Annotated in this window: 19 protein-coding genes; 15 read left to right on the forward strand and 4 right to left on the reverse strand. The window is 55.2% G+C overall.

Going from position 1 to position 20,964, the window contains the following annotated elements; all coding sequences use genetic code 11:
* Positions 1-341: 341 nt before the first annotated feature.
* From RHM65_RS17490 to RHM65_RS17530, 9 genes are all read left to right on the forward strand, one after another.
* The gene (locus RHM65_RS17490; RefSeq protein ID WP_322164688.1) at positions 342-1,331 is read left to right on the forward strand and encodes a response regulator; all 990 of its coding nucleotides are present in this window, start codon (positions 342-344) and stop codon (positions 1,329-1,331) included.
* A 2-nt stretch (positions 1,332-1,333) separates the two neighbouring features.
* On the forward strand, positions 1,334-2,296 hold the full coding sequence (locus tag RHM65_RS17495) for a diguanylate cyclase (protein WP_322164687.1): 963 nt from the start codon (positions 1,334-1,336) through the stop codon (positions 2,294-2,296).
* A 130-nt stretch (positions 2,297-2,426) separates the two neighbouring features.
* A complete protein-coding gene (locus RHM65_RS17500; protein ID WP_322164686.1) occupies positions 2,427-4,505 on the forward strand; it encodes a type VI secretion system tip protein VgrG in 2,079 nt (692 codons plus the stop codon).
* Positions 4,492-5,364 carry a DUF4123 domain-containing protein gene (locus RHM65_RS17505; RefSeq protein ID WP_322164685.1) on the forward strand — a complete coding sequence of 291 codons (873 nt, stop codon included), beginning with the start codon at positions 4,492-4,494 and terminating at the stop codon, positions 5,362-5,364. Before RHM65_RS17500 ends, RHM65_RS17505 begins: the two co-directional genes overlap by 14 nt.
* Before the next feature lie 26 nt (positions 5,365-5,390).
* The gene (locus RHM65_RS17510) at positions 5,391-8,804 is read left to right on the forward strand and encodes a T6SS effector BTH_I2691 family protein (RefSeq protein WP_322164684.1); all 3,414 of its coding nucleotides are present in this window, start codon (positions 5,391-5,393) and stop codon (positions 8,802-8,804) included.
* Between the two features lie 172 nt (positions 8,805-8,976).
* Positions 8,977-9,984, forward strand: coding sequence for a hypothetical protein (locus RHM65_RS17515; RefSeq protein ID WP_322183838.1), 1,008 nt, complete (start codon positions 8,977-8,979; stop codon positions 9,982-9,984).
* The gene (locus RHM65_RS17520) at positions 9,974-11,164 is read left to right on the forward strand and encodes a hypothetical protein (protein ID WP_322164682.1); all 1,191 of its coding nucleotides are present in this window, start codon (positions 9,974-9,976) and stop codon (positions 11,162-11,164) included. Before RHM65_RS17515 ends, RHM65_RS17520 begins: the two co-directional genes overlap by 11 nt.
* Positions 11,154-12,347, forward strand: a complete 1,194-nt coding sequence (locus tag RHM65_RS17525) for a hypothetical protein (protein WP_322164681.1) — start codon at positions 11,154-11,156, stop codon at positions 12,345-12,347. Before RHM65_RS17520 ends, RHM65_RS17525 begins: the two co-directional genes overlap by 11 nt.
* Positions 12,313-13,530, forward strand: coding sequence for a hypothetical protein (locus RHM65_RS17530; RefSeq protein ID WP_416194806.1), 1,218 nt, complete (start codon positions 12,313-12,315; stop codon positions 13,528-13,530). Before RHM65_RS17525 ends, RHM65_RS17530 begins: the two co-directional genes overlap by 35 nt.
* 387 nt (positions 13,531-13,917) lie before the next feature.
* Here the strand turns inward: RHM65_RS17530 and RHM65_RS17535 are convergent, their stop codons facing one another.
* Both RHM65_RS17535 and RHM65_RS17540 read right to left on the reverse strand, forming a co-directional pair.
* A complete protein-coding gene (locus RHM65_RS17535) occupies positions 13,918-14,571 on the reverse strand; it encodes an HD domain-containing protein (protein ID WP_322183840.1) in 654 nt (217 codons plus the stop codon).
* A gap of 45 nt (positions 14,572-14,616) precedes the next feature.
* Positions 14,617-15,486 carry a LysR family transcriptional regulator gene (locus RHM65_RS17540; protein ID WP_322164678.1) on the reverse strand — a complete coding sequence of 290 codons (870 nt, stop codon included), beginning with the start codon at positions 15,484-15,486 and terminating at the stop codon, positions 14,617-14,619.
* Between the two features lie 110 nt (positions 15,487-15,596).
* Between RHM65_RS17540 and RHM65_RS17545 the strand changes: the two genes are divergently transcribed.
* From RHM65_RS17545 to RHM65_RS17565, 5 genes are all read left to right on the forward strand, one after another.
* Entirely contained in the window at positions 15,597-16,769 is a 1,173-nt protein-coding gene (locus RHM65_RS17545) for a mandelate racemase/muconate lactonizing enzyme family protein (RefSeq protein ID WP_322164677.1), read from the forward strand.
* Positions 16,770-16,883: 114 nt separating this feature from the next.
* On the forward strand, positions 16,884-18,215 hold the full coding sequence (gene dctA / locus RHM65_RS17550) for a C4-dicarboxylate transporter DctA (protein ID WP_322164676.1): 1,332 nt from the start codon (positions 16,884-16,886) through the stop codon (positions 18,213-18,215).
* A 106-nt stretch (positions 18,216-18,321) separates the two neighbouring features.
* Complete coding sequence (locus RHM65_RS17555; protein WP_322164675.1) at positions 18,322-18,564, forward strand: hypothetical protein; 243 nt, start codon at positions 18,322-18,324, stop codon at positions 18,562-18,564.
* A gap of 112 nt (positions 18,565-18,676) precedes the next feature.
* Positions 18,677-19,003 carry an SPOR domain-containing protein gene (locus RHM65_RS17560; protein WP_416194703.1) on the forward strand — a complete coding sequence of 109 codons (327 nt, stop codon included), beginning with the start codon at positions 18,677-18,679 and terminating at the stop codon, positions 19,001-19,003.
* A gap of 114 nt (positions 19,004-19,117) precedes the next feature.
* Positions 19,118-19,612, forward strand: a complete 495-nt coding sequence (locus tag RHM65_RS17565) for a hypothetical protein (RefSeq protein WP_322164673.1) — start codon at positions 19,118-19,120, stop codon at positions 19,610-19,612.
* 72 nt (positions 19,613-19,684) lie between these two features.
* Here RHM65_RS17565 and RHM65_RS17570 read toward each other — a convergent pair whose 3' ends face one another.
* Positions 19,685-20,005, reverse strand: coding sequence for a DUF883 family protein (locus RHM65_RS17570; protein ID WP_322164672.1), 321 nt, complete (start codon positions 20,003-20,005; stop codon positions 19,685-19,687).
* 164 nt (positions 20,006-20,169) lie between these two features.
* Between RHM65_RS17570 and RHM65_RS17575 the strand changes: the two genes are divergently transcribed.
* On the forward strand, positions 20,170-20,424 hold the full coding sequence (locus tag RHM65_RS17575; RefSeq protein ID WP_322164670.1) for a hypothetical protein: 255 nt from the start codon (positions 20,170-20,172) through the stop codon (positions 20,422-20,424).
* A 2-nt stretch (positions 20,425-20,426) separates the two neighbouring features.
* Here RHM65_RS17575 and RHM65_RS17580 read toward each other — a convergent pair whose 3' ends face one another.
* A complete protein-coding gene (locus RHM65_RS17580; RefSeq protein WP_322164668.1) occupies positions 20,427-20,903 on the reverse strand; it encodes an LEA type 2 family protein in 477 nt (158 codons plus the stop codon).
* Between the last annotated feature and the right edge of the window lie 61 nt (positions 20,904-20,964).

Here is a 20,964-nt window from a genome sequence, read left to right on the forward strand (position 1 = left end):
CCGATCCATACGCGTGAGCAAACAGGCCAATTCGTGATCCGCAGGACGCGTCTTAACAGGCTGCGAGGCTGATCAGGGAAGGGCAAGCTCACTGCTGCAGCCGCTCTGTCGATTCATCCCAATGTGAATGCAAATGTCGTGAGTCATCCTGGGGTCGCGGTATTAAAACGGCCCGGCGGCTTGCACAGAAATTGCATAATGATGGCACACGCGTTTATATGGGGTTTTTAAGTGCGTTTCATCAGGTCTCGTCACTAGACGGGCGAACATTGGGCACCTTAAAGGTGCATTGGCACACTGGCTTCGGTCTTAAACTCTTTACGCAGTGAGAAAAGAACACGATGCCCACGATACCCCTGCTGATATGCGACGACTCCAACATGGCGCGCAAGCAGTTACTGCGAGCGTTACCCGACGACTTAAATGTCTCGGTAACCTTGGCAACGAATGGTAAAGAAGGGGTCGAGGCCATTCGCCGCGGGTTGGGGGAGGTCGTGTTGCTCGACCTGACCATGCCGGAGATGGACGGCTATCAGGTGCTGGCGACCATTCGTGAAGAACAGCTGAAAACCCGGGTCATCGTCGTTTCCGGCGACGTACAGGCTGAAGCGGTGCGTCGCGTTCTAGAGTTGGGGGCACTGGCTTTTCTAAAAAAGCCGGTGGAACCGGAAGAGCTGAAGAGTCTGCTCGAAGACCTCGGGATATTGGGCGAATCGAACCGGTCCGTGGCCGTTGCGCAGTCCGTGGTCGAGTCTGCCACCAGTTTTCAAGATGCGTTTCGCGAAGTTATCAACGTCGCCATGGGCCGTGCCGCTGCGCTGTTGGCGCGGGTGCTTGGCGTGTTCGTTCATTTGCCTGTGCCCAATGTCAACATGCTGGAAGTGGGCGAATTGCACATGGCGCTGGCCGATGCCCAGAGCGGCGAGCAACTGACGGCGGTTTGTCAGGGCTATATTGGTGGCGGCATCGCGGGTGAGGCGCTGTTGATCTTTCACGGCTCTGAACTCGCCGACATGGCCAAGTTGATGGAACAGGACTCCACCGACTATTCCGACATGGAAATGCTCCTGGACCTGTCGACGATTTTGATCGGCGCCTGTTTGACCGGTATCGCCGAGCAAATTGACGTGGTCTTTTCCCAAGGTCATCCACAAGTGCTGGGGAGCATTGAGGAGCTGATTCGGACCAATCAGCGGCGCTGGAAGAAAACCCTGGCGGTGGAAATCAGTTACAGCCTTGAAGGCCACAATATCCATTTTGATCTTTTGCTGTTGTTCACCGAAGACTCGGTAGAGCGGCTCACTAAAAAACTCGCCTACGTGATGAGCTGACCATGAACGACCGCATCGACATTAAAGAACTTCATTGGCTGCTGACCATCACTCAAAGCATCGACGTGGGCGTGGTGGTATTTGACCGAAATTTTAAGGTGCAAGTCTGGAACACCTTCATGGAAAACCGTTCCGGCGTCGTGCCGAGCGTGGCCCATGATCAATCGTTTTTTGACTTGTTTCCCGAGGTCAATCAAGCGTGGTTTCGCAAAAAAATCGAGAGCGTGCTAACCCTCGGCACACCGGCCTTCACCATCTGGGAACAACGTCCGTACCTGGTGCATTTCAAGAGTTACCAGCCAATCACTGGCCAGGAAGACTTCATGTACCAGAACACCACCTTGTTCCCGTTGCGCTCGACCAACAGCGAAATCAGCCACATTTGCCTGGTGATCTACGACGTCACCGACGTGGCGACCCATGCTCACCAACTGCAAACCGCCAACCGTCAACTGCAGTTGCTGTCCAGCACCGACCGACTCACCGGCTTGTACAACCGGGGCCATTGGGAAGAAGCGCTCAAGCTCGAATACGCCCGCCATTGCCGCTACGACACGCCCATGACGTTGGTGATGTTTGACATCGATCACTTCAAGCGCGTCAACGACACCTACGGCCACCAAGCGGGTGACAAGGTGATCCAGTGCGTGTCTGAAACCGTGCTTGAGCATATCCGCGACGTCGACATCGCCGGCCGTTACGGCGGCGAAGAATTTGCAGTGCTGCTGCCAGGCACGACAAAGGCGGGTGGCGTGGTCTTCGCCGAACGCCTGCGCGAAGCGGTGGAAGCGCAGGAAGTGGTGCATGACGGAAAACCGATCCGCTGCACCATCAGCCTCGGCGTCGCCGACTTGAGTAAGCCGGCTCCAGAGTACAAACAACTCATCGAATGGGCCGACCAGGCGCTGTACGTCTCGAAGGAAGGCGGTCGCAATCGAGTGTCGGCGTATGAGGGTAAAGAGTAAGGAAGTGGCTGTAGGTCTCGGATTACTTAATCATGGGAAGCGTCCTACGTCCTATGTTAGCTCCGCCCGATAGTCGTTAAAGGCCCAGTCCTGCAGAGTTGCCGCATCTTTTGATGCGGAGAATCTGCCAATGTCCCAGGCCGCCGTCCCAACCTTCACGCTGAGTGTGAAAGGTCTTGAAAATCCTTCTTTGCAAGTGCTCGCGTTTGATGGCGCAGAAGCCGTCAGCACGCCGTACGCCATCACCGTCGAACTGGTCAGTCGGTCGTCTGGTATTGAGCTGTCGGACCTGCTGCACAAGGCGGCTTTTCTCGGTTTTGGCCCGAACGGCGAAGGCATTCACGGGCAGATTCACTCCATCCACAAAAGCGATTCCAATGCCCGGCTGACCCGCTACGTCGCGGTGCTCAAACCCTCTCTCGCGTACTTGGAACACAGCAGCCACCGCCGCTCGTTCCAGCAGATGAGCGTGCCCGCAATTATTCTTGAAGTGCTCAAAGAACACGGCCTGTTTGACGGCCTGGACGTGCAATTCGACAGTGGCGTGACCCGCGCTCCGATCCGTGAATATTGCGTGCAGTACGACGAAAGCGACCTGCACTTCGTCAATCGGCTGTGTGAAGAAGACGGCTGGTTTTACCGTTTTGAGCATTCGGCTGACGGCCATCGGTTGATTTTCGCCGATGACGAAATAATGTTTCCCCATGCGGCGCGGCGGACGCTGCCGTTCAAGCCGCTGAACGGCATGGTGCCCGACGAGTATTCGATAAATACCTTCGGCGTGCGCCTGGCGGCGCGCACCAGCCACGTGGTGCATCGCGATTACGATTTCCAGAAAGCCGGTTATTTGCTGGAAAGTTCGAGACAACCTTCGCTGACGCAAGCGCAAGCCCAAAGGGGTGAGGCCCTGCATGTCGATCCCAAGCTTGAGCATTACGTCTATCCCGGCCGCTTTCTGGAGGACGATCACGGCAGACGATTATCCAACCGAGACCTGGAACGGCACCGCACGGATTTCCAACTGGCCGACGGCAGCAGCGATCACCCGGTGTTGCGCAGCGGGACGGTGATTCAACTGGAAGAGCATCCGCAGCTGAAATGGAATAATCCGTGGGTGCTGATTTCGATCAAGCACGAAGGCCGGCAGCCGCAGGTGTTGGAGGAATCGGGCGCGGATGCAACCGTTGATGCCGGAAAAATCGTTCAGGGTTATCGGAACTCCTTCACCGCTATCCCCGAAACGATCCAGTTTCGCCCTGCCTTGCGCCACCCCAAACCACTGATCCACAGCACCCAAACCGCCAAAGTCACTGGCCCGGAAGGCGAAGAAATCCACTGCGATAAATTCGGCCGGGTAAAGGTCAAGTTTCACTGGGACCGCCGCGAGCTGAATGACGAAACCACCAGTTGCTGGGTGCGGGTGGCGTCGAGTTGGGCGGGCAACAGTCATGGCGCGGTGACCTTGCCTCGGGTCGGTATGGAAGTGTTGATCTCCTATTTGGAAGGCGATGCAGACCGGCCGATTATCATGGGCTGTTTGCCGAACAGTCTGAATCCGGTGCCGTATGAGTTACCGGCGAACAAGACCAAAAGCGTGTTCCGCAGCCGCAGCTCCAAGGCAAGCCAGGGCTTCAACGAAGTCTCTTTTGAAGATCGCGATGGCGCTGAACGGGTCTACCTGCGTGCCCAGCGCGACATGGAGCAATTGATCCAGAACGACAGCCGCCTTGAAGTGCGCGGTCAGCGGCTGGAGACGATCAAAGGCAACAGCACCACCGTTATCAAGGCCGAGCAACACCTCACAGTCACTGGCGCGCGCAAGGTGCAGTTGTCGGCGGGGGATCATCTGCAAGTGGCCGGCTCCAGCCACACCCGGGTCGGTGGCGCGCTGGTCATAGACGCGGCGCAAGAAGTACACCTTTCTGGCGCAAACATCGTTATCGACGGCGGCATCACGCTGACCCTCTCCATCAATGGTCAGCATCTGGTGCTCAACCCAGCGGGCATTTTCTGCAGTGTGCCGATTGTGTTGGGAGGAGCGCCGCTGCCGGGAACACCTGCGGCGCCGTTATCACCTGGCAGCACCCAGCCTCTGGATGCAGGCGTAGCGTTGGCCACTGAGGGGCTGATCAAAGCGCTCAAAAGCAAATCCTTGGTCTGCCCGGTGTGCGTACTGGATAACACGGAGCAAACCCATGACAACGACTAAACGGACCCCGCTGAAAATACCCGATGATCTTCCTTGGACGCAGAGCGTGGGCTTACTGCTTGACGCCGTACAAGTCGAGAACTTGCTGCCGAAGCTGTTCGCGTGGGATTGCACCGTGAAGGTAGAGCCCCTTTACCTGCAAACCCGTTTCGCCCAGCTCCGAGACGTTTCACCCTGCCTAGTGCGGGTGAGAAGTCCAAGTGATCCGGTACTTGTCGAGTTTCTGGCCCGCGCTCAGGAGCATTGGGGCTATCTCATCTGCAGTGTTGCGCCATGGGCGGAAATGGTCGCTCACCTGCGTTGGCTGGCAAGCATCAAACACCCGTCAGGGGCCGACATGCTATTGCGCATCGCCGATCCGGCAGTGGCTCGCGCGCTGTTAGGCGATACACAAACATCGACGGCCACGCTGTTCGGGCCTTGCCAACGGGTGGTCGTGATCAACCCGATTGGCGATGGCTGGGATCATTTTATCCGCCACAGCGAGGCGCCCATTGCAGACCACTCGGCGCTGTACCAACTGAGCGAGCACCAATGGTCGCTTCTGGAAAGCGCCAGTTTTAGCAAAATGGTGTCAGAACTCTATCAGCACATGAGCGAATTTTTTCCGCAATACCAATCAACCCTGACCGCGCACGAACGCTGGGACCATCTGTACCGGTTAGCCAAACGCGCGGCTGCCTGCGGGCATGACAGCGAAGCGGACATCTGGCTTTACGCCAACGCTCACGGGTTGCTGGGTGATCAGGTCATGGGCGAAGACCCGGAAATCCTCCAATTATTGGCGCCGGAGCAACCGTCTCCCGAACAGCGCATGCACCTTATCTCCTCATTGGCCGAGCGGAAATGCTTCCCATGACAAATCTAATGACCCCACGTGGACACTTGGCCAATTTGATTGCCAAGTCACGCAGCCATGACAGCGCCAGCGCTGGCGGCGCATGCCCGCTGACCAAAACCACGATTCAGTTGTTGCCGCTGCGCTACGGATTGGTGGAACACCTCATGCCACCTTCCGACTTCCCCATGCCCCATACCTTGCAAAGCAAGGCCATGGGCATTCGATTGCTGCGCGATGGCTACTTGTATGTTGTCGACAGCAGCAGCGGGTTCCTCCATGAGTATTTGATTGAGCAGGGTTCCCTTTCCAAGCTGCTTTGGGACGGAGCGGAGGTGGCGAGTGATGTACGTCAACATGCCGTTGGCAATGAAAGTACGCTGATAGTCCCCCGAAACAATGCGGTCTATGTCGCCTACTCGGAAATCCAGTGGACCGCCTATAAATGCTCGCAAGTGATCCAGTCCGCGACTGAGCGTGAACGGTTCATGCAACGCGTGAATCTCGCTTCAGCAAGCAGTGAACGCACCGCCAAACATCTACTGACCGAGAGCCAAGCCAGCGCCTGGTTGGCAGAAGTTGCGGAAAATCGTTGCGAGGCGGGCGGTCGCGGTCCGGTTGATAAGGCACCCACAGCGCAACTGCCCGAAGGCGCCAACCCGGAAGAAAACACTGCTTACCTCTGGGAACAGGCGCCGTTGTTTCGTCATACCTGGATTGAGGAGCTGACCAGTCAGGTCGGTGGCGCGCACAAAAATGACTTCTTGTTTCTGGTCGTTCGCGACGACATTGGCATCATGCGCGACCTGGCAGCCGCGCAACTCAAGGTTGCCGATTGGATGGGTGAATGGGCCGACGATGACATCATTCAGCGTCAATACGTGACCGGCTCTTACATTCAGTCTCTGTACACCGTCAATCAAAAACGCCTTGTGGACCTGGCCCGCGATAATCCGGGCGTCACCGAATTACTTAAAGACATCAACGAATCAGAGCAGGAAACACTGGTTAGCTACCTGCACAACAAGCGTGAGTACCAAGGGCCTACGCTGTATGGCGACGAGCTAAAATGGCGCGAGATGGCGAAAACCATTCCGTTCGCCGAATCCATATTGGCCTTGCGCGATGCCTTGGGGGGCGAACGCTGGCAAAAACACGAACAAACCATCGCCGAAATTAATCTTCAAACCTATGAATCGCTTCATGGGGCAGAGCCCGGCGAGCGCGGTATTGATGATTTAGTCCAGCGCCAAGCCATGCAGACCTTTGTGCTCAAGCAGCAAACCCTGTTGCAGCACTGGCAAGGTCAACTCAAGCGCATCCGCGCCGACCGCCTGAAGATGATCGTCGAAGGGCATTTTCACCGTGCCGCCTGGTATTACGACTTTCAACAAAGCGAACAGATCAAGCACCGCTTGGAAACTGAACTGCTCTGCGTTGCCGCCATCTGCGACGACCAGGATGCTTGGCAGCAACTGGAAACCTACTTGGAGAAAAACCCACTGGTACAAGTGCCAGGTCTGGACACCCTGGGCAGTGCCGAACAGGACGCGACATTAAAAGAACTCGCGGACCTCAGTAATATCTCAATCAAAATCGCCGACGCCCCAGCCGCTGTCGCGGAAATGGATGCGTTGGCCAACCAGTTCAACAGCCTCATGCGCCAGCGCTTGCCTAATTACATGGCGTTGACCAGTCAGTTTGAAGGGTTGAATAGCTTGTTGGGTGGGGCGTATGACCCGGCACGGCAGATGACCACGGCTCATCAATTGGACCTTTTTAAGCAGGACTTTGAGAGAGGCTCGCGCGTTGATCTCAACAGTTTTATTCGTAACATCGGTCCAGTTGCACGGCTGCGGCTGCTCCGTGCGTATGCCACCAGTGGGCTGACACTTCGGGCAGCGACACCGTTTGAGATAGAGAATTTCAACCGCGACCGCAACACAGCAATCGACATGCGACGAGAACTGAAGCAGTTATACAGAGAGCGCCACCTTGTTTTAATTCGTCATCAAGCCTCGCGTCATTTAAATAACCAGATCGCTAATCTAAAAAATAGTCTTGAACTTGTGGAGGATCGTCTTACTCAGGGGCTTACGCCTGGCGGTAAAGGCCCCGGCCAAATTGGATTGGTGTTGGGCAACATGGACGCCGAGCTAAGCGACGAGATGCAGCGCACGGTTCGGGATTATCGAAGTACGGGCACGTTTAAAAAACCGATTGCAGGTGCATTGACGGCTAAAGGTAATCAGATTGCGGTGGTTGTGTTTTATTTTCAGGCGGTTAATTTTGTTAGTGCTGCGGATGGGTTGTTTAGTGATAAATCAATGTCCCTAGCCGAATCATTTACCTTTCTTAATGCATCGATAGGAATGTCCGCAGCCGGATTTTCTGCAATCCAAGGCATGGCGATAGGCATACTACAAGCCCATATTGCAGCGATGGAAAGTGCATCAGGCAAGCTTAATGCTATGAGTAGGTTAGGTAGATGGTCGGCTTTCGCAGGACTTGGCGCCTTTAGTTTTGGTTTTGCAGCGGCTGGACTCGATCTAATAAGGCATACCAACCAATGGGGGCGAGCACTAGCGGAGGGCGATGGAAAGAAACTTGCTGCAACATCGATACAGATGGGGGGCGACGTCGTTTTGATGGGCGCCAATGGCTGGGGATTTAGCCATTCCTACATCATCACCAGGGACATCCTGCGCTTACCCAAAGAGTTGCGCGCCATGGCCTGGGCTGAAAAAAGTCCGCGCTTAGTCAGCATTGCTGCCCGTGCCAACCTGATCGGTATCATTGGTATGGCGCTGCAAATGGCAGGGCAAGGTATCTACAATTATTTTAATTTGGATGATACAAAAAAATGGCTGCACCGCAGCGCTTGGGGTTTGGACAACCTCAACCGCAGTCTGGAAGACGATTGGATAGCGTTGGCGACCGCCGTCCAGCAGCCCTTGTGCGAAATGATCCGCCAAGACGATGACGTGACCGAGTTCCGCTTCGCATTGCCCGGCGTCAGCACTGCAGAATTGGACAGTCGTGAGGTGTCTATCGAAGTGCATCAGCGCCGTGAGAGGGAGCAATCACAGAAGGGGTGGGGTCGCCCGGTACATATCCCGCCTTACTGGGAGGGGCGCAGTGAGTATTTTGCGAGCCAGCTTCGCATCGTCAGCCAAAACCATGAAGCGTTGGTATTAAGCCTTTCGTTTTCAAAATACGAATTGACCGACCCGTTCGGTTTAGTTATCGCGCTGGCCTACAAGCTGGAAGACCACCGACCTTTACGCCATCGAACTATTTTTCCTATCCTCGACATACACAAGTCCTATGTACACAGTAGGGCCCTTTATCACAAGGGCGTGTTTAAATACAAACCAGAGACGGAACTTCCCTTCAAGTTGCAAGCCACTGACGCTTGGCCGTTAACAGCTATAGAGTTGAGGAGCCATGATGCTGAATAAGTTATTTCGGCGCAAAAAAAATAGCGCACCACCCGTAGCGAATCCTGATATAAAAAATAATAAGCGTCGCGTGGGGGAGGTTCGGAAAAACGGTGCTGAAGAAATATTGTACCTGTCCCCGCTACCGGTCTTCACTGGGCAGCCGGCCATTAGTACCCAGAATTTCTCGGAGATGAGCGAAGAATATTTGCAGATAGGAGGGAATAATAATGGCATGGTTGAGCAGGGGAAAATGCTGGCTTTCGTGATCTGGATTGTGTTGTTCATAACGATTATATTTCCGTTTTTTATGGCGATAGTTGGTGTTTTTTTTTCACCTGCTCATATCGAATACGACTTTTGGCAGGTGGTCGGCCTTGGATTTCAGACAGAACCCTTCGCTCGCATGTTTATAGGAGCGTGCTTATTAGGCATGTGTTGGCACGCCACTCTTCAAGGCGTCCGCACAAGTGCCAAACAATACCCCCTGCGTTTCAATCGCCAACGCCGCGAAGTTTGTTTTGTCGACAGCGACACCCATGAAGTGTTGATCGTGCCATGGGAGAGCGTGGTCGCCTGGGTGTCCCAGTCTGAAATGATGGGTCAATACGGCAGCGTTCAATTTTTCGAGTTCGGCATGGGACTTGAGGATGAAAAGAACGACACCGTGCAGTTCGTCCTGGCCAGTAAGCCCAGCCAAGCTCATGCCATTGGTACGTGGGAGGCAATTCGCCGGTATATGGAACAAGGCATACCAAGCGAGGCGGATGACCTGTCGGTATGGATGATAGGCCGTGATTTAACAGAAGATGAGTTGCGTCCGTATGAAGGACTGCATACGTGGAACGTGGAGCGACGAATCAAAGAAGACACGGGCAGCTTACATATGCCGATCAGTGATGAGCGCATGGCCGAAATAGGCCTTGAACCCCGCAGCCGCTGGCCACTGCGTTGGTGGTACGTGCGCCGCGTTTTGACCTTCTGGAAAATGCCTTACATGCTCGCAGAATGGGGCCATAAAGCCGGCTCGCCCGTTCTGCCTGAAGCGGTGCAACGTTGGTCCCAACCCATTCCCGCCGAGCAGTGGGCCAAACCCAGCGCAGCGCTGGAAAAAGCCACGCAGACCGTTCAAGACGCGATGCGTAAAAAGAAGATGAACTTCATTGATGCCTGCGCGCTGTTGGAAAAAAATGCTCAATAAACTGTACCGGCGCAAACCAAACAAACTGCCGTTCGTAGCGAAGCCAGACATAAAAAACAATAGACCCCGCATTGGAGAAGTTCGGAAGAACGGGCCGGAGGAAATTCTGTATCTCGCCCCGCTGCCGGTTTTTACCGGGCAGCAGCCTATTAGTACCCAGAACTTTTCCGAAATGAACGATGTCTATCTGCAGATGGGGGGAAGTAACAACGGCATGGTGATGCAAGGAAAGTTGCTGGCGTGGACAATCTGGATAATATTGATAATGTTATTTATATTTCCGCTAATCGCGGCGACGATGATGGTTGTGTTTTCTCCTCCTGATATCGAGCGCTTTTTTTGGGAGCTTCTTTGGATGGCAATTCGGGCTAATCTCGAAGCGGTTATACTTACGGGGGTTGTTTTGCTTGGTATATGTTGGCACGCCACTCTTCAAGGCGTCCGCACAAGTGGCAAACAATACCCAATACGTTTTAACCGCCAACGCCGCGAAGTCTGTTTTGTCGACAGCGACACCCATGAAGTGTTGATCGTGCCATGGGAGAGCGTTGTCGCTTGGGTGTCCCAGTCAGAAATGATGGGTCAATACGGCAGCATTCAATTTTTCGAGTTCGGCATGGGGCTTGAGGATGAAAAGAACGACACCGTGCAGTTCGTCCTGGCCAGTAAGCCCAGCCAAGCTCATGCCATTGGTACGTGGGAGGCAATTCGCCGGTATATGGAACAAGGCATACCAAGCCAGGCGGATGACCTGTCGGTATGGATGATAGGCCGTGATTTAACAGAAGATGAGTTGCGTCCGTATGAAGGACTGCATACATGGAACGTGGAGCGACGAATCAAAGAAGACATGGGCAGCTTACATATGCCGATCAGTGATGAACGCATGGCCGAAATAGGCCTTGAACCCCGCACCCGCTGGCCACTGCGTTGGTGGTACGTGCGCCGCGTTTTGACCTTCTGGAAAATGCCTTACCTGCTCGCAGAATGGGGCCATAAAGCCGGTTCGCCCGTTTTGCCTGAAACCGTGCAACGTTGGTCACAACCCATTCCCGCCGAACAGTGGGCCAAACCCAGCGCCGCCCTACAAAAAGCCACACAGACCGTTCAAGACGCAATGCGTAAAAAGAAGATGAACTTCATTGATGCCTGCGCGCTGTTGGAAAGAAATGCTCAATAAACTGTACCGGCGCAAACCAAACAAATTGCCGTCCGTAGCGAAGCCAGACATAAAAAACAACAGGCCCCGCGTTGGAGAAGTTCGGAAGAGCGGTGCGGAAGAAATATTGTACCTGTCCCCGCTGCCTGTCTTCACTGGGCAGCCGGCCATTAGTACCCAGAATTTCTCGGAGATGAGCGAAGAATATTTGCAGATAGGAGGGAATAATAATGGCATGGTTGAGCAGGGGAAAATGCTGGCTTTCGTGATCTGGATTGTGTTGTTCATAACGATTATATTTCCGTTTTTTATGGCGATAGTTGGTGTTTTTTTTTCACCTGCTCATATCGAATACGACTTTTGGCAGGTGGTCGGCCTTGGATTTCAGACAGAACCCTTCGCTCGCATGTTTATAGGAGCGTGCTTATTAGGCATGTGTTGGCACGCTACGCTTGAGGGCGTCCGCACAAGTGCCAAACAATACCCAATACGTTTTAACCGCCAACGCCGCGAAGTCTGTTTTGTTGACAGCGACACCCATGAAGTATTGATCGTGCCATGGGAGAGCGTTGTCGCTTGGGTATCCCAGTCAGAAATGATGGGTCAATACGGCAGCATTCAATTTTTCGAGTTCGGCATGGGGCTTGAGGACGAAAAGAACGACACCGTGCAGTTCGTCCTGGCCAGTAAGCCCAGTCAAGCCCACGCCATCGGTACATGGGAAGCGATCCGCTTGTACATGGAGCAAGGCATACCCAAGGATCAGACCGGTGACTGGATGAGACTAATGCTGGGGCGTGATTTAAACGAAGACGAATTGCGTCCGTATGAAGGACTGCACACATGGTATGTAGAACGGAGAGTTAAAGAGGATATGGGGGATTTGCACTGCTCGTTCAGCGATGAATACATAGCCGAAATAGGCTTGGAACCCCGCACCCGCTGGCCACTGCGTTGGTGGTACGTGCGCCGCGTTTTGACCTTCTGGAAAATGCCTTACCTGCTCGCAGAATGGGGCCATAAAGCCGGCTCGCCCGTTCTGCCTGAAGCGGTGCAGCGTTGGTCCCAACCCATTCCCGCCGAACAGTGGGCCAAACCCAGTGCAGCCCTACAAAAAGCCACTCAGACCGTTCAAGACGCGATGCGTAAAAAGAAGATGAACTTCATTGATGCCTGCGCGCTGTTGGAAAAAAATGCTCAATAAACTGTACCGGCGCAATCCAAAAAAACTGCCGTCCGCAGCGAAGCCAGACATAAAAAACAATAGACCCCGCGTTGGAGAAATTCGGAAGAGCGGTGCGGAAGAAATATTGTACCTGTCCCCGCTGCCGGTCTTCACTGGGCAGCCGGCCATTAGTACCCAGAATTTCTCGGAGATGAGCGAAGAATATTTGCAGATAGGAGGGAATAATAATGGCATGGTTGAGCAGGGGAAAATGCTGGCTTTCGTGATCTGGATTGTGTTGTTCATGACAGTAATATCTCCATTTTTTATGGCAGCGTTCGTAGTGGTTTTTTCCCCCGTCGATATAGAACGTGATTTCTGGCAAATAGTCGGCCTAGGATTTCAGGTTCATATTGAAGCGCGTGTATTGACGGCAGTATCCCTGCTAGGGATATGTTGGCACGCCACTCTTCAAGGCGTCCGCACAAGCGCCAAACAATACCCAATACGTTTTAACCGCCAACGCCGTGAAGTCTGTTTTGTCGACAGCGACACCCATGAAGTGTTGATCGTGCCATGGGAGAGCGTGGTCGCTTGGGTGTCCCAGTCTGAAATGATGGGTCAATACGGCAGCGTTCAATTTTTCGAGTTCGGCATGGGGCTTGAGGATGAAAAGAACGACACCGTGCAGTTCGTCCTGGCCAGTAAGCCCAGTCAAGCCCACGCCATCGGTACATGGGAAGCGATCCGCTTGTACATGGAGCAAGGCATACCCAAGGATCAGACCGGTGACTGGATGAGACTAATGCTGGGGCGTGATTTAAACGAAGACGAATTGCGTCCGTATGAAGGACTGCACACATGGAATGTAGAACGGAGAGTTAAAGAGGATATGGGGGATTTGCACTGCTCGTTCAGCGATGAATACATAGCCGAAATAGGCTTGGAACCCCGCACCCGCTGGCCACTGCGTTGGTGGTACGTGCGCCGCGTTTTGACCTTCTGGAAAATGCCTTACCTGCTCGCAGAATGGGGCCATAAAGCCGGCTCGCCCGTTCTGCCTGAAGCGGTGCAGCGTTGGTCCCAACCCATTCCCGCCGAACAGTGGGCCAAACCCAGTGCAGCCCTGCAAAAAGCCACACAGACCGTTCAAGACGCAATGCGTAAAAAGAAGATGAACTTCATTGATGCCTGCGCGCTGTTGGATAAGTGCGCCAAATAAGGACCTCATCGAATCCCAAGTTCGTGACTGGCCACGTCTCTGTGGGAGGGTCCGCCACGTCTTCGACGCCGCACTGTCGCGCAGCAAACACTGAAACTGTGGGAGCTGCCGAAGGCTGCGAAGCCGATACAGCTCTTGGATTTCATCGGCCGAAAGACTCACGCCGCCGCGCATTCTGTGGGAGCAGGCTTGCCTGCGAAGAGGCCCGTAATCGCGCCACTGATGTCGACTTGAAACCTGGGTCGCCGGTAACGACGCTTTCGTTGGCAAGCCAATCTCCCACAGGGGACTTCGGCGGATCTGGATCAGTGAGTACCTAACATCCATGGGCGAGCGGCCATCTGTAGGAGCCATTTGTTAGCGGAGGGCCTTCGGAGCTACCCCCGGTCAATCAGCCCCAACCTCTTCCATGAACTCATCCAAAAACCGCTTCAGCCGCTCGTGCCTCAACGCTGCAATACGTGCCCCAGTCGCTGTCTGAAAACCATCCGCCACGTGCAGTAATTTGGTATGGAAGTGATCAACGGCGAAGCGTTTGTCATCAAGCTCGCGGTGCTGCGCGTTGGCGTCGGTGGCGTCGTACATGGCGCTGCCCATACGGCCTGCGGTGTAGAAACAACGGGCGACGCCGAGCATGCCGATGGCGTCGAGTCGGTCGGCGTCCTGGACGATTTTTGCTTCGAGGGTGGTCGGGGTGATAGCGGCCGAGAAGCTGTGGGCTTCCACGGCGTGGGCGACGGCATCGATTCGGTCCTGGGGCCAATCCAGCGCCTTGAGCAAGGAAGCCGCTTTTTCGGCGGCCAATCGAGAGGCCTGCGACCTTAACGGCGAGTTCTTCTCGACGGACACACAGTCATGCAACAGGGTCGCGGCCAATAGCACTTCAAGATCACCGCCTTCATCACGATGAATCGAGCAAGCATTGCTCCACACCCGATACAGATGAGAGAGGTCGTGGGAGCCGTCTGACTGGCTTTGACCTGCTTGGGTCAACAGGATTTCGGCCAACGATTGGTAAGGAGAGAAGGGCGCTTTGGGCATCATTGACTCCAGACAGTCGGGGGAAATATCGCAGGTCAGGACAGATCAAAGCCGAGCCCAGAAGTCCTCAGCAAAATCACTCAACGCCGCGTTAGGTCGAAACAGACGGATTTCTACAGGGATGTCCCAGCGCTCATCCAGCGCCCGCACCAGCTTGCCGCTGCTCACTTCTTGTTCCGCCAAGGACCGGGGCAGCCAGGCGATGCCTTTGCCTTCCAGTGCCATTGACAACAGAACAGCGGCCAAGTGCGAACTGAACACCGTGTTCAGCGCGGGTGGGGACTGTTCACCCTGCAAGCGCGCGCCGACGATCCGTCCCAGGCCGGACTCTGCGGTGTAGGCCAAATGCTGCAACGGAGCGGAGTCGCCCTCGGTCAGAAAATCCGCAGCCCGTAACGGCGTCAGCACATCACCGCCCACCGCCTTGGAATGAAACTGGTCTGCGGCAAAGCGGGGGGGAACGTCAGGGTGTTGATGGCAGAGCAAAAACTGAACTTCGCCATGCAAGAGCATTTGCTCGCAGACCATCATGCTGTCCGAAAGTAAGCGAAGAGCTTCGATTGGCGCGCCGCGCTCGATGCCTCTGATCCAGCCTGGAAAGAAGGTGAACGATAACGAATGAGTGGCAGCAAAGTGCAGCGTACGCACTTGTTTACCCGCCACTTCCCGCGCATCCAGTCGCATCTGATACAGGCGCCGAGTCATTTCCTGGGCGCTGGTCAGCATGTGTTTGCCCGCCTCGGTCAGAGCCGCGCCTTGGGTGGTGCGCTCGAACAAATCGACCCCCACCCAGGTTTCCAGCGCGCGTATGCGCCGGCTAAATGCCGGTTGGGTTACGTGTCGCAGCTCGGCTGCACGGGAGAAATTCCCGCTGTCCGCGAGCGCGTTGAAATCTTCCAGCCACACCAGTTCCATCGCAATGCCGTTCCTGCATGAAGTGCGGTGTTTTTAGCATTGGCCGCGCTGCAACGTCCAGTTTTAGAGTGGCGACCTGCTTGAACATAATCACTAAGAGAGGATTCACCATGCGTATCGTGGACATTCGCGAGAAGACGGTTTCTATCGCATCCCCTATTGCCAACGCCTACATCGACTTTTCCAAGATGACCTGTTCGGTGGTAGCGGTCGTCACCGATGTAATCCGCGATGGCAAGCCGGTGATCGGCTATGGCTTCAACTCCAACGGTCGTTATGGGCAAGGCGCGTTGATGCGTGACCGCTTTCTGGCGCGTGTGCTGGAAGCTGACCCTGAAAGCCTGATCGATAAAGAACACAACAACCTTGACCCGTTTGCCATCTGGAAAGCCCTGATGACCAACGAAAAACCCGGCGGCCACGGTGAGCGCTCGGTTGCGGTGGGCACCATTGACATGGCGGTGTGGGACGCAGTGGCCAAAATTGAAGGCAAACCGCTGTACCGGGTGCTGGCCGACCGTTATCGCGGCGGTGTAGCAGACAGCAAAGTCTGGGTCTACGCGGCAGGCGGTTATTACTACCCCGGCAAAGACCAAACCAAGTTGCAGGCAGAAATGCGCAGCTACCTGGACCGCGGTTACGACGTGGTGAAAATGAAAATCGGCGCCGTGTCGCTGGATGAAGACCTGCGTCGGATTGAAGCCGTGCTGGAAGTGGTCGGTGATGGTCAGCGCCTGGCAGTCGATGCCAACGGCCGTTTTGACTTGAAAACCGCGATCGCCTACGCCGAGGCAATCAAGCCGTACAACTTGTTTTGGTACGAAGAAGCAGGCGATCCACTGGATTACGCCCTACAAGCCGAGTTGGCCAATCATTACGACCTGCCGATGGCCACCGGTGAAAACCTGTTTTCCCACCAAGATGCACGTAACTTGCTGCGTCACGGCGGCATGCGCCCGGATCGCGATTTCCTGCAATTTGACTGCGCGCTGTCCTACGGCTTAGTGGAATACCTGCGGACCCTCGAAGTCATGGAGGAAATGGGCTGGTCATCGCGTCGCGTCGTACCCCATGGCGGCCACCAAATGTCGCTGAACATCGCGGCCGGTTTGCATCTTGGCGGCAACGAATCCTACCCCGATGTGTTCCAGCCTTTTGGCGGTTTTGCTGACGGTATTCGTGTTGAAAACGGTTACGTAGGGTTGCCGGACATTCCAGGCGTGGGCTTTGAAGCCAAATCGGCGTTGTACGCGGTGATGCGTGAGTTGGGCGAGCGCGCGTGATAGCAAAATGGTCATGAGGTTCGCGGCTCGGCGAGGTCTTTGGCGTCGAGCCGCACGGCTTTCCCGGAAGGCTCGATGCTTGCTCACTATAAAAATAAACATGAGGTACACCCCGTGGATAATGCTCCGGCCCGCTGGTACGGCCAACTCTACATCCAAGTACTGATCGGCATCGTCATTGGTGGCGCTATTGGCTTCTTCGTTCCTGACCTCGGTGCCAAGCTACAACCCATTGCCGATGGCTTCATCAAACTGATCAAAATGCTGCTGGCGCCGATTATTTTCGGGACGGTGGTGGTCGGCATCGCCAAAATGGGCAGCGTCAAGGAGGTCGGGCGCATCGGCGCCAAGGCGCTGATCTACTTTGAAGTGCTGTCGACCCTGGCGCTGGTCATCGGTTTGATCGTGGTTAACGTACTCAAGCCGGGTGTCGGCATGAACGTCGACATCAGCACCATCAACGGCAGTGCGATCACCAGCTACACCCAAGCGGCGGCTGCCCAAGGCGGCATCATTCAGTTCTTCCTCGATATCATCCCGACCACTTTGTTCGATGCGTTCGCCAAGGGCGCGATGCTTCAGGTGATTCTGGTCTCGGTGCTGATGGGTATCGCCTTGGTGCAGTTGGGCGAAACCGCTAAGCCGCTGGTCTCGGTCATCGACATGCTGTTGCAGTGCCTGTTTCGTATCGTTGCGATGGTGATGCGCCTGGCACCCTTGGGCGCGGGCGCGGGTATGGCGTTCACCATCGGCAAATACGGGATTGGTACGTTGTTGTCGTTGGGGCAACTGTTAATCGCGTTGTACGTCACCACGCTGATTTTCATCGTGGTCGTGCTCGGCACCGTGGCGCGCTGGTCGGGGTTGCCGTTGTTGCAGTTCTTGCGTTATTTCAAGGACGAGATCCTGGTAACGCTGGGCACCTGTTCGACCGAAGCTGTGTTGCCGCGAATGATGGTCAAGCTCGAAGCGCTGGGTTGTGAAAAATCAGTGGTCGGGTTGGTATTGCCGACGGGGTACACCTTCAACTCCGACGGCACCTGTATCTACCTGACCATGGCCGCGATCTTCGTCGCCCAAGCCACCAACACACCGTTGAGTTTGATGGATCAGTTGGTGGTTTTAGGTGTGTTGTTGCTGACCTCCAAAGGGTCGGCAGGGGTCGCGGGTGCAGGGTTTGTCACGCTGGCCGCGACATTGTCGGTGATCCACGCGATTCCGCTGGTGGGCTTGGTCCTGCTGCTGGGCGTCGACCGCTTCCTTAACGAAGCGCGTGCAGTGACTAACCTGATCGGCAACGGCATTGGCACCATTGCCATCGCCAAATGGGACGGCTCTTTCGATCAAGCCAAGGCCACGCGGGCGATCCAGGCAATGAACGATAATCGGCTTGAAGCGGTGTTGGCTGAGCCCAAGCCTACCGTGCAAGCTGATACCCTGATCTGAAGGTCGGGAAAACAAGAGTACCGATCATCGTCAAATTGGATGCTATTTTGCAACAAATGGTCGATAACGTAGTCGAAACAGCTTAATCGACTAAAAGAGTACTCGTATGGACATGCCTTGCCGGACGTTCTCGGACGTTTACCGGGGGCAAGTGATCGATGTTTTGGTTGTTTGTCCGCCAGGCGTTCTCGACACTGTTGATTTCATCGTTCAAGTGACCGTGACGTTGAACCACCAAGCCGCCTCGCCGGCCATCAACGTTTGCGGCCGCGGTTACGAGTCTTACGACGAAGCCCATCACGCCGGCATTCTTATAGGTCAGGGGATGATCGACAGCCTTACGCATTGACGTCGGCCTTGTATTGCCTCTTGTAAATCACCCAAAAGTCGCCGTTTCGTTCGCGCCTGTAGGAAGCGTGGGAGTGATAAACTCCCGACACTTCACACGGGAGGGAAGAATCGTGCGCGGATTGCTCATGGCGGTAGCTGTTTTGATGTTGGCTGGGTGTGGCGAGGGGGCAGCGGATAAGCCTGCGAAAGTGCAGGCGCCAGCCGTGGCTCAGGTTTCAGTACCTCAGTGGGACGTTTTGGTCGAAGACCCCAAGGCCGTCAGTGACTTGACCGACAGGCTCGTCGAGCACGGTTTTCCGTCTTTTGTCGCCGTTCGTGACGGGAAGGAGCGCGTATTGCTCGGCCCATTCAACTCCAAGGCCGCCGCTGAAGAAAAACGCGCGCAATTGGCGCTGAAGATGAGTTATGAGTCGTCTATCGTCGACCACACGCTGTAGCCAGTAATCGGCTCGCGTTCGATACGATTCTCCACATTCAGTTGCAACGCGACACTCAAACACGGGTGTGTTAACACCTGCGCCTTATCAAGCAAGCGACTGCGGGAGCAATTTATGGACGAAGTACAACGGTTAGGCGAGTTACTGAGCGCCAATCAACGCAACGAAGAGCATAAACACCAGCAGTTCCACACTGACCTTGCGCGCTGGGAATCCGGTATTTCAGGCCTGTACCAGCAGATCGAAAGCTGGATGGCACCGCTTAAAAGCACTGGCCAGATGGAGTTTGAATACGAGCCGCACCAGGCGCAAAGCAAGGGCTATCCAGACGAGAACTCACCGTTTCGTACTCAGCGTTTGACCTTGTCATTTGCTGGACGGCAGGTTGTGTTCGTGCCCGATGCAATGGGCCCTAAAGGCTTGATTTCGATTGCCGCCACTGGCCTGAGCGTCCACGCGCAGGAGCAAGTGTCATTGACCTTGGATGCCGACGGCAGCGAGTGGCAGATGACCCGACGCATCGGGGTAAAAGAATCGGCGACTCATCAATTCACCGCCGATTATTTTGCGCGTCAACTGCAAACATTGGTGCCTCAGCATCCTGTCTGAGTCAGTGCGCATACAGCCTGAATCGTCGGTCTAGCGAAGCGGTGTGTCAGACACACCGCCCCAGCGAACGACTTAAGAGCGACGCCCAAGCAGCAGACCAATCACCAAGCCAAACCCGGCAGATACCGCAACGGTCTGCCACGGATGACCACCGATGTAGGTTTCGGTGGCGTCGACAGCCGGCTTGGTCCTTTCACGCACACTGGACACCGAATCCAGCGCTTGTTTGAGCTTTTGGCTCAACTGCTCACGCAGGGTGGCAGCGTCCTCACCGACCAGCGCGGCGCTGTCCTTGAGCAACTTGTCTGATTCCTCGATCAGCGCCTGTAACTCACTGAATGCTTGATCCTTGATTTGCTCGGCGGTGTTTTGAGCATCAGTTTTGCGCGCCATGATTTCATCCTTCCAGTTGATTACGACAGTGAGCAATGGAGCCCCGGTGAGCGGAAAAGTTGCAGTGTTTTTTGCTTTCGTCCCTCAACTCGGCAAACAATGTCGCCTCGGAAACTTCACTCGGCAGTGTAAGATGCAGCCGTTTTCAGTCACAGGTGATTCGTATGAGCTTTAACCTTGCCAACCGGCCTATCACCGAGCGCGCGGCGCTTGAAGATGAAAAATCCAGATTGTTCGACCTTTGGCAGAGCAACTTGGGCAAAGCCAAGAGCGATGCCGCAAGGCTGATGGGCGAACGCTCCAAGCGCAAGGGCAAATGGTCCGAGTGGGTCCGTTCCGAGCTCGACCTTATGTCCCCACCGGAATACGCCAACATGGTGCGCAGTGAAGTGAACCGTTTAGTCGCCGCGACCAAATAGACTCACCAACTGCCGTCGGCGCGGGGCAGGCTGAGGGTGCCGCTGTCACTGAAGCGCATCGTCCCAAACAAACCGCCCGCCAGCTTGCCATGCAGCACGTAGGGTAAATTGTCGATCCCTTCGCTTTGGCTAAGACCGACGGCCTGGCGCAACGCAGCAAACGCGGAAACCGTCACCGGCACCACCAGCACGGCTTCGGAGAAACGTCCGATAGTGCCGCGTTGATCGCTGACGCCAGACGCCAAGAGCTTGCCGTTCACATCAAGGTCGAGGGCAACCCCGGAATAATCGATGGCCGTCTCATTGGGGTTTTGCAGCCGCAGCTTGACCGCAAAGCGCACTTCCAGGCCTTGGCCTTGCAGCGGCTCAATACCGACCACGTTGATGTTCAGTGGGTCACGGTTGGGCAATAACGCGCAGGCGCTAAGTGCAATGATCAGTAATGAAGCCAGTAGGGCGCGAAGTGGGCGTAGCGGCATCGATGTCTCCTTGAGCAAAGTGAACGCTTAGCGGCTCCACTGTGCGACCCCTCGGGGGACT

Source organism: Pseudomonas sp. CCI4.2, assembly GCF_034350045.1.
In the GTDB taxonomy this organism is placed as follows: Bacteria; Pseudomonadota; Gammaproteobacteria; order Pseudomonadales; family Pseudomonadaceae; genus Aquipseudomonas.

Excerpts from the sequence above, each read along its gene's own strand:
- RHM65_RS17575 (WP_322164670.1), top strand. The coding sequence starts at position 20,170 with ATGAGCTTTAACCTTGCCAACCGGCCTATCACCGAGCGCGCGGCGCTT.
- RHM65_RS17500 (WP_322164686.1), top strand. The coding sequence starts at position 2,427 with ATGTCCCAGGCCGCCGTCCCAACCTTCACGCTGAGTGTGAAAGGTCTT.
- RHM65_RS17535 (WP_322183840.1), bottom strand. The coding sequence starts at position 14,571 with ATGCCCAAAGCGCCCTTCTCTCCTTACCAATCGTTGGCCGAAATCCTG.
- RHM65_RS17515 (WP_322183838.1), top strand. The coding sequence starts at position 8,977 with ATGAGCGAAGAATATTTGCAGATAGGAGGGAATAATAATGGCATGGTT.
- RHM65_RS17565 (WP_322164673.1), top strand. The coding sequence starts at position 19,118 with ATGGACGAAGTACAACGGTTAGGCGAGTTACTGAGCGCCAATCAACGC.
- RHM65_RS17530 (WP_416194806.1), top strand. The coding sequence starts at position 12,313 with ATGCCTGCGCGCTGTTGGAAAAAAATGCTCAATAAACTGTACCGGCGC.
- RHM65_RS17555 (WP_322164675.1), top strand. The coding sequence starts at position 18,322 with ATGGACATGCCTTGCCGGACGTTCTCGGACGTTTACCGGGGGCAAGTG.
- RHM65_RS17540 (WP_322164678.1), bottom strand. The coding sequence starts at position 15,486 with ATGGAACTGGTGTGGCTGGAAGATTTCAACGCGCTCGCGGACAGCGGG.
- RHM65_RS17490 (WP_322164688.1), top strand. The coding sequence starts at position 342 with ATGCCCACGATACCCCTGCTGATATGCGACGACTCCAACATGGCGCGC.
- RHM65_RS17505 (WP_322164685.1), top strand. The coding sequence starts at position 4,492 with ATGACAACGACTAAACGGACCCCGCTGAAAATACCCGATGATCTTCCT.
- RHM65_RS17580 (WP_322164668.1), bottom strand. The coding sequence starts at position 20,903 with ATGCCGCTACGCCCACTTCGCGCCCTACTGGCTTCATTACTGATCATT.
- RHM65_RS17545 (WP_322164677.1), top strand. The coding sequence starts at position 15,597 with ATGCGTATCGTGGACATTCGCGAGAAGACGGTTTCTATCGCATCCCCT.
- RHM65_RS17495 (WP_322164687.1), top strand. The coding sequence starts at position 1,334 with ATGAACGACCGCATCGACATTAAAGAACTTCATTGGCTGCTGACCATC.
- RHM65_RS17525 (WP_322164681.1), top strand. The coding sequence starts at position 11,154 with ATGCTCAATAAACTGTACCGGCGCAAACCAAACAAATTGCCGTCCGTA.
- RHM65_RS17520 (WP_322164682.1), top strand. The coding sequence starts at position 9,974 with ATGCTCAATAAACTGTACCGGCGCAAACCAAACAAACTGCCGTTCGTA.
- RHM65_RS17570 (WP_322164672.1), bottom strand. The coding sequence starts at position 20,005 with ATGGCGCGCAAAACTGATGCTCAAAACACCGCCGAGCAAATCAAGGAT.